The following is a 3726-nucleotide window of genomic DNA, read 5'->3' on the forward strand; positions in this document are numbered from 1 at the left end:
CGAAATGAGTGTGCCACTTGAAGGCCCGCCAGCGCAAAGGTGTCGGCGAACAGCGGTAAGTTAAAACAGACATGACCTTGCACGTAACTGAGGCCGGAGCAGACCAGTTGCTCGACGGACTCAACCCGCAACAACGCCAGGCAGTGCTGCATGAGGGCACGCCACTACTGATTGTTGCCGGCGCGGGCTCCGGCAAGACGGCCGTGCTGACCCGGCGTATCGCATACCTGTTGGCCGCCCGCGACGTCGGCCCGGGTCAGGTGCTGGCCATCACGTTCACCAATAAGGCCGCCGCCGAGATGCGGGAACGGGTGGTGGCGCTGGTCGGTCCGCGAGCACGCTGGATGTGGGTGTCGACATTTCACTCCACCTGCGTGCGGATCCTGCGCAACCAGGCGTCGCTGATCGCCGGCCTCAACTCCAACTTCTCCATCTACGACGCCGACGATTCGCGGCGGCTGCTGCAGATGATCGCCAAGGACATGGGCCTTGACATCAAGCGCTACTCGCCGCGGCTGCTGGCCAACGCCATCTCCAACCTGAAGAACGAGCTGATCGACCCGCAGCAGGCGATGGCCAACCTGTCCGATCCCGATCAGCCTGACCACGCCGACGACTTGTCCCGCACGGTAGCCGCCGTCTTCGCCGAATACCAGCACCGGCTGCGGACGGCCAACGCACTCGACTTCGACGACCTCATCGGCGAGACCGTCGCCGTGCTGCAGGCCTTCCCACAGATCGCTCAGCACTACCGCCGGCGGTTCCGGCACATCCTGGTCGACGAGTATCAGGACACCAACCATGCCCAGTACGTGCTGGTGCGCGAGCTCGTCGGACACAATGGGCGCGACGCCGCCGACGACCCCGATGCCGTGCCGCAGGCAGAGCTGTGCGTGGTCGGCGACGCCGACCAATCGATCTATGCGTTCCGCGGCGCCACGATTCGCAATATCGAAGACTTCGAGCGCGACTACCCCAACGCGACGACGATCCTGCTCGAACAGAATTACCGCTCCACGCAGAACATCCTGTCGGCGGCCAACTCGGTGATCGCGCGCAATTCGGGACGCCGCGAGAAGCGGCTGTGGACCGACGCGGGTGAAGGCGAGCTGATCGTCGGCTACGTCGCCGACAACGAACACGACGAGGCGAGGTTCGTCGCCGAGGAGGTCGACGCGCTGGTCGCCGACGGCGATCTCACCTACAACGACGTCGCGGTCTTCTACCGCACCAACAACTCGTCGCGGTCGTTGGAAGAAGTGTTCATTCGCGCCGGCATCCCGTACAAAGTCGTTGGCGGCGTGCGGTTTTACGAGCGCAGAGAGATCCGCGACATCGTCGCCTACCTTCGGGTGCTGGACAATCCGGGCGACGCGGTCAGCATGCGACGCATTCTCAACACGCCGCGGCGCGGTATCGGTGATCGGGCCGAGGCATGCGTGGCGGTCTATGCCGAGAACACCGGTTCCAGCTTCGCCGACGCGCTCGACGCCGCCGCCGAAGGCAAGGTGCCGATGCTTAACACCCGCTCTGCCAAGGCGATTGCGGGTTTCGTCGAGATGCTCGACGATCTGCGGGGTCGCCTTGACGGCGACCTCGGGGAGTTGATCGAGGCGGTGTTGGACCGCACAGGATACCGCGCAGAGTTGGAATCCTCCTCCGACCCGCAAGACCTCGCCAGGCTGGACAACCTCAACGAACTCGTCAGCGTCGCACACGAATTCGCCACCGACCTGGAGAACGCCGAGGCGCTCGACGACACTATTGGCACGCCCGACGATGAAGATGTGCCGGACACCGGTGTGCTGGCTCAATTCCTGGAGCGGGTGTCGCTGGTCGCCGACGCCGACGAAATCCCCGAGCACAGCGCCGGTGTGGTCACACTGATGACGTTGCACACCGCGAAGGGGTTGGAATTCCCGGTGGTGTTCGTGACCGGCTGGGAAGACGGCATGTTCCCGCACATGCGGGCATTGGGCGATCCCACCGAGCTGTCCGAAGAGCGGCGGCTGGCCTACGTCGGGATCACCCGGGCCCGTCAGCGGCTTTATGTCAGCCGGGCCAAAGTGCGGTCGTCGTGGGGACAGCCGATGCTCAACCCGGAGTCGCGGTTCCTGCGGGAAATCCCGCAGGAACTCATCGATTGGCGACGCCTCGACCCCACGCCGTCGTTCAGCGCGCCGGTCAGCGGCGCCGGGCGATTCGGCTCGCCGCGTCCGTCGCCGGCTCGTGCATCGGCGAGCAAACGCCCGCTATTGGTGCTCGAACCCGGTGACCGGGTGACCCACGACAAGTACGGGCTGGGCCGGGTGGAAGAGGTTTCCGGCGTTGGCGAATCGGCGATGTCGCTGATCGACTTCGGCAGCTCAGGCCGGGTCAAGCTGATGCACAATCACGCCCCCGTGAGCAAGCTCTAGCGAACGGCGCTCAGTCGTCCAGCAACCAGTCCTTGGTGCGGGGGAGCAGCGCGAGCACCGCGCTGGAAATCGGTAGCAAGGGCAGCAGGTGCACGATCCAGGCAACACGCGCGCCGGCGATGAATACGCCCCCGTACGTAAGTAGCGCGATCACGGCGCCGGCCACGATCAGGTAGCGGCCGAGCGACCGCCGCAGCAGTAGCTGGATCACACCGGAGATCGTCGCCAGGGCGAACACCAGCGCGAGAAACGCCACTGCGACGCAGAACAGGCGGTCGGATTTCCACCAGCCGGCGATCAGGTCGGTTGCCACCACCGAGGTCGACCAGCCACTGACGATGGTGACAGCCGAGGCGGCGACCGCCGTTGCGCTGCTGGGTTCACCGGACCGCATGCCCGGCCGCTGGCTCGGGGCAGCGTAGCGGGGCGGCGGTGGTTGGCGCGGGATGTAGGTGGTGTGGGGATCGCCTGCGAGCTGCGGCAGCGGCCCGGTCGGCGCTCGCCGGATAATCCGGGTTTGGGGCGCACTCGGGGGATCGCTGTCGACACGCATGGGCCCGCTCGGCGGCTGGGTGGGCGGTTGATCGCTTGGGGTGGGGTAATTCGGACCAGTCACCGGTCAACCGGCGAAGGTGCCGACTGACAGGCCACGTTTGGCGAGCCACGGCACCGGGTCGATTCGCTGGGTGCCACCCAACAGCACCTCGAAATGCAGATGGGGACCCGTGGAATTGCCACGATTGCCCATGGTGGCGATCTGGTCGCCCGCCATCACGCGTTCGCCCACGCTGACCATCGTCGTGTTGACGTGACCGTATAGCGTGACCGTGCCGTCCGCGTGGCGCAGTTTGACCCACATTCCGTAGCCGGCGGTCGGGCCCGCGTCGATGACAACCCCATCGGATACCGCCCTAATCGGGGTGCCAATCGAGTTCGCGAGATCGATACCGGCGTGCAGCACACCCCAGCGATACCCGAAACCCGACGTGAATATGCCCTTGGTCGGCATCACGAACAGTGGCTGCTGCAGCCGGGCCTCGCGCTGGGCGCGCTCCTGCGCGAACGCGACGCCTTTGGCCAGCTCCGCGTTGTGTACCGCGACGTTCGCGGCGGGCTGCACGGTGACCATCTGCATACCGCGCGACGACGTGCTGATGACACCGCCGTTCATGGTGGCCGCGTCGGCCGCGAGCACCGTCTGGGCGTGCGCGTGATCGGAAGTATGAGTGGCGGTGTGCGCGGCAGCCGCCGCAGCACCGGCGGCCATGGCGCCGATCAACACCCGGCCTCGCGCCGGGCCGGTCAGCTG

The 3726-nt window shown here is 66.2% G+C and carries 3 protein-coding genes; 1 reads left to right on the forward strand and 2 read right to left on the reverse strand.

Annotated features, from left to right (window positions below):
- Positions 1-71 precede the first annotated feature (71 nt).
- Positions 72-2417 (forward strand): DNA helicase PcrA, encoded by a 2346-nt coding sequence (gene pcrA, locus WB785_RS15365; protein ID WP_424080185.1) that lies wholly within the window; start codon positions 72-74, stop codon positions 2415-2417.
- A gap of 10 nt (positions 2418-2427) precedes the next feature.
- Here pcrA and WB785_RS15370 read toward each other — a convergent pair whose 3' ends face one another.
- The gene (locus tag WB785_RS15370) at positions 2428-3033 is read right to left on the reverse strand and encodes a hypothetical protein (RefSeq protein ID WP_424080186.1); all 606 of its coding nucleotides are present in this window, start codon (positions 3031-3033) and stop codon (positions 2428-2430) included.
- 3 nt (positions 3034-3036) lie between these two features.
- Positions 3037-3726 (reverse strand): M23 family metallopeptidase (locus WB785_RS15375; protein WP_424080187.1); only part of this gene is annotated, 690 nt, incomplete at its 5' end.

It is taken from the genome of Mycobacterium sp., from assembly GCF_049585075.1.
Lineage (GTDB): Bacteria > Actinomycetota > Actinomycetes > Mycobacteriales > Mycobacteriaceae > Mycobacterium.

Bases quoted from the DNA above. Each gene is read 5' to 3' on its own strand.
- pcrA (WP_424080185.1), top strand. From the start codon at position 72: ATGACCTTGCACGTAACTGAGGCCGGAGCAGACCAGTTGCTCGACGGA.